We start from the raw sequence: 4,156 nt of genomic DNA on the forward strand, positions 1-4,156 counted from the left end.
TGAAACTTCAATCAGTGGGGGTTTTCCGACGCACAGGACGTGCTAGTGCCGACGTTGCCACAGGACGTGGCGTTCTTAGTCTGTGTTCCTATAATCGGGCCTTTACGGGCTGTTGATCCCCCACTTAGAAATTTTTGTTTTACTCAACTTCTTGAAGTGGGGGTCTTACAGCCCGTTAATCTGCGATAAATCCATTATTCCCACAATACAAGCTTATTTATCCGGATCTCTACTACTAATAGATGCAGACCATTAGAAAAAGATACCCAGATTAACCGGGTACCGTATTTTCATCATAACGGCTACTCGACTGAATTTAAACTCACCTGATAACTATTTAATATCTGAAGCTTGTGGCTTCCTTCCCCTGTTTGGAACGTGGCTTGTTTTATGGCCGCATCTCCATATTCATTTTGCTTCGCTTCTTTTGTAATATTCCATTTTTCCAGGTCACCCTGAATTTCCTTTACACCCGTGGCAGTGATTTTGACATCACTGGAGTTCTGAATTTGTACGGAAAGATGAGATGCGCGGTCAACAGCCCAATCACTCATAAGGGAACGCGGTTTAAGAGTAATAGAATTATCGTTTCCATTCACCTCAAGTTTTACGTTGTTAGGAATGAGAATAGTTGCAGATAAACTTGCAAATCTATCAAATGGCCTGGCAGCTTCACTTGGCAATCCCTTTAAGTTGATATAAAGGGTGTCCCCTTTTTCTTTAATGGACACATAATCCTCTGATTCGGATACTAATTCCTCATTTTTTCCTGAAAGAGCGCGGTATGTACCAAATATCGCCAATTCGCTCTCGGGCGTCCCCTCTATTGTAAAAGGGGAATGCTCCGCATTTACGACTACTCTTTTAATGCTGTCACTCATTTTCTGTTCAAAGACTGGGAGCTCAAAGGTCCGCTCCTCTCGTTGTAAAACATCATTCAGTTTTTCCAAAATTCCTGTAGAGCTAATAATCGCAAAGCCAATTCCGACCGTCCCTAAAAAGCCTACAAAGAATATACTAAGAAAATCATATTTTAAAAAAGGTTTCTCCTGCTTTGTAAAGAGGAGAAATACTAATATTTCAATTCCAAGAATCATTAATATAATCGGCCACCATGACATCATCACATGTATAAGCTTGTAGCCTAAAATTTGTGATAAAAGAAGAATGATCCCAAGCATAAGGAGCGATGCCCCCATGGAAAATGTTCCAACACGCCAGGTCCTCATTGGAAAACCACCTTTCTTTATTAAAATATGGAAGGGTTAATCTTTCATGCAAGATGTTACTAGAACCTCTCTTTGATTCCCTTCCTGCGCATTTTCCCACGCAAACGGGCACCTATCTCGCTTTCTGATTCCCTTCCTTCGCTTTTTTCCACGTGATCAGGCATCAATCTCGCTATCTGATGCCCTTCCTTCGCCTTTTTCCACACGAACGGGCACCAGTGAAACTCTATTCCTCTGATATCTCTATTTTCTTCTCCTTTTTCCCCGTTAGCAGCTTTAAGCCCCCGCCAATTAAGAGGATACAGACAACAGCTGTTTGGAAATAGCGCTCGAACCAATAGCGAATATCAATATTGATGGCATTCATTAGCATTGGTGATAGAACAGGCAGAAGAATATTCGTTGTTAAATAATACAGACCAAGGAGCACGAGACCAATGCCGATCCATTTCTGATGATTAAATAAGTAGGAAATGATGGGCGTGTCCTCAAGCGGTTCATCTTCGTATCTTGAAGCTTTTTGTAAGCCATCGAAAAAGCTGTAAAACCAGATAATTGGAATTAAAAATAAGAAAATACCTAATCTTAATACGTCTAAAATATAGATGGAGAATAGAAAAGCAGCCATTAATTGAATTCCACGGCGCTGTAAACCAAGATATAAATGGCCAGCTCCAGGGAAGACGGAAAATAAAGTAGCGATGGCTTTACTTTTCTTCCCTTCCTCTCTTCGGGATTCGAAGTCTTCTAAGATGGTGCGGTCTACAAGCTGTTCACCGCGCTGCCTCTTATTTAATTGCTGAATGGCATCAAAAAACCCGTACACCCAAATGACAGGCAAGATCGCCCAAAAAATCAAGAATTCGTCTCTATGGGTCAATATCGCCACAAAAAACACCATAATCGCTAAGCCCATAAACGCAATTAATAAGGTAATCCCGCGGTTCATTAAGCCGAGTTGAAAATGCCCTACACCGGGAATAAAGGATAATAGAATCGTACGATACCGTTCATACTCCATTTCACTTCTAGCCGAACCAGACTCGACAGGCATTGCTTCCTTGCGATGCAACATTCTGGATGCCGAAATCCCTGTATCAACTAGATTGACAAGATAAAGAATCACTCCAATGATGACAATCACGAAAGCGACGTCCCCTTCACCATGTGCGGCAAAGAAAAAGGTAATCGCAATCAAGAAAAACTCCCCGAACATGTAAATAAGACCCCAAAATATTTTTCCTAAATAAAGCAAACCGCCACCAGGGAAAAATCCCAATAAAAACGCGATAATCGGATTTTTCATTATTTATTAGCCTCCTTGCTATCTTTATCTAATGAATCCATCCAGGCGAAGGTTTTATCTACAATTCCTTCTGTAACCGATGTTCTTTTTTCCTGGAAGCTTGGTGTTTGGACACTTACGGTATATTGTGTAATCGACTGGAAAACGCCAGTTGTCATAAGTAAAATGGTCATGGCCGCTGCGACTGTATAGTGAAATATCGCCGTTTGATAAAAAGGCCGGCTTTCCTTCCTCTTATTCACGACCTTTACTGAAGGAGGATGATTCTCAGCTATCTGAGCCATGATTGAATTGGTAAATTCAATATCATTCTCAATCTCCGGCAATTCGCTTTCCGCCACCGTCACCGCCTCTAGATATAAATCCAAGCATTGGTCACAAGTATAAAGATGGTTTTCATACTCCTCACGGACGTCCTGATCGAATTCATTTTTCACGTATTTCATCCACTCTTCTATTGAATAATGCCTCATGAAAAATCGTCCTCCTTCCAATGCTTCTTCATCCAATTGCGGGCACGGTAAAGCTTCGTCTCGATTGTCTTCACTTGAACATTTTGTTCCGCAGCCATTTGCTGATACGTCTTATCTGCAATGTAAAAATCGTAAATGACGTTTCGATAATTTTCAGGCAGCTCATGGAGCTTTTCACGAACACGGGAAACTTTTTCTTTATGTATAATCTCGTCCTCTACACTTTCCCATCGATTCCCCAATATTTCTCTTTCCGCCAAATCTATTATATCTTCTTGACTCCGATTCTGCTTCCTCTTTACATCAATTGCATGATTTACTGCAATTCTCGTAATCCATGTTTTAAACCCTTGATTTTCATATTGGGAGAGAGAGGTGTAAATCTTAATAAAAACTTCTTGTGTGGCATCTTCCGCTTCTTTTTGGTTTCTTAATACCGCGTAGATTGTCCGGAACAAATCATTGCGGTACTTTTCAACCAAAAGCCGAAATGCATGGTGATTGCCGCTTTTTACTTTTTGGATTAGAACTTGGTCGCTAATCGCTCTCTCCCCCTTTCTGACAGCTTCCACCCTAATAGACGAAAGTCAGGTGCTCTATCCCTACACTAAAAAGGTAATTTTTTTAAAAAAAATATAATGGCATAGAAAAACGCTTAGAAAATTGGCTTCCCAAGCGTTTTCGAAAAATGTATTTTATTAAAATTGCCAAATATAAAAAGCTAATGCAAATAATGATAGGATGGTAGCTATCACGTATATAACGGTGAGATTCCTTGTATTCCGTTTAGCTGATTTTCTGTAATTAGGATCACCTTTAGTAATAAATATAATAGTAGTAATAATTGCGATAATGGTAAGGACGATCACAAAAAATATCGCTCCTGTCATCAAACTCCTACCCCCTTAAACTATATTTCCCACATATAAATAGTGAAAATCTCTTTATATAAAAGATATCATTTCTTAGTATGATATATAAGTGATTTACATCACACCTTTGCCTGTCTCAGAAATTTCCGCACAAACAGAAATCAATCCATGGTAAGATAAAATTAATTACTTTACCAAATGCATGGAAATCCCTACCCACTATTTTCCCATAAAGTGAAACTTCAATCAATGGGGGGCCGACACACAGGACGTGCT

Annotated in this window: 5 protein-coding genes; all 5 read right to left on the reverse strand. The window is 39.8% G+C overall.

Annotation, left to right across the window (positions count from 1 at the left end; all coding sequences use genetic code 11):
• Window positions 1-302 precede the first annotated feature (302 nt).
• On the reverse strand, window positions 303-1,229 hold the full coding sequence (locus V7149_RS22075) for a hypothetical protein (RefSeq protein ID WP_335347739.1): 927 nt from the start codon (window positions 1,227-1,229) through the stop codon (window positions 303-305).
• Window positions 1,230-1,455: 226 nt separating this feature from the next.
• Complete coding sequence (locus V7149_RS22080) at window positions 1,456-2,538, reverse strand: hypothetical protein (protein ID WP_335347743.1); 1,083 nt, start codon at window positions 2,536-2,538, stop codon at window positions 1,456-1,458.
• Complete coding sequence (locus tag V7149_RS22085) at window positions 2,535-3,008, reverse strand: hypothetical protein (protein WP_335347740.1); 474 nt, start codon at window positions 3,006-3,008, stop codon at window positions 2,535-2,537. Before V7149_RS22085 ends, V7149_RS22080 begins: the two co-directional genes overlap by 4 nt.
• The gene (locus tag V7149_RS22090) at window positions 3,005-3,580 is read right to left on the reverse strand and encodes an RNA polymerase sigma factor (protein ID WP_335347741.1); all 576 of its coding nucleotides are present in this window, start codon (window positions 3,578-3,580) and stop codon (window positions 3,005-3,007) included. The genes V7149_RS22085 and V7149_RS22090 overlap by 4 nt, the downstream gene beginning before the upstream one ends.
• Before the next feature lie 126 nt (window positions 3,581-3,706).
• Window positions 3,707-3,901, reverse strand: a complete 195-nt coding sequence (locus tag V7149_RS22095; protein WP_438824142.1) for a hypothetical protein — start codon at window positions 3,899-3,901, stop codon at window positions 3,707-3,709.
• Window positions 3,902-4,156 lie beyond the last annotated feature (255 nt).

This window comes from Bacillus sp. JJ1503 (assembly GCF_036965125.1).
In the GTDB taxonomy this organism is placed as follows: domain Bacteria; phylum Bacillota; class Bacilli; order Bacillales; family Cytobacillaceae; genus Cytobacillus.

Excerpts from the sequence above, each read along its gene's own strand:
- V7149_RS22085 (WP_335347740.1), bottom strand. The coding sequence starts at position 3,008 with ATGAGGCATTATTCAATAGAAGAGTGGATGAAATACGTGAAAAATGAA.
- V7149_RS22075 (WP_335347739.1), bottom strand. The coding sequence starts at position 1,229 with ATGAGGACCTGGCGTGTTGGAACATTTTCCATGGGGGCATCGCTCCTT.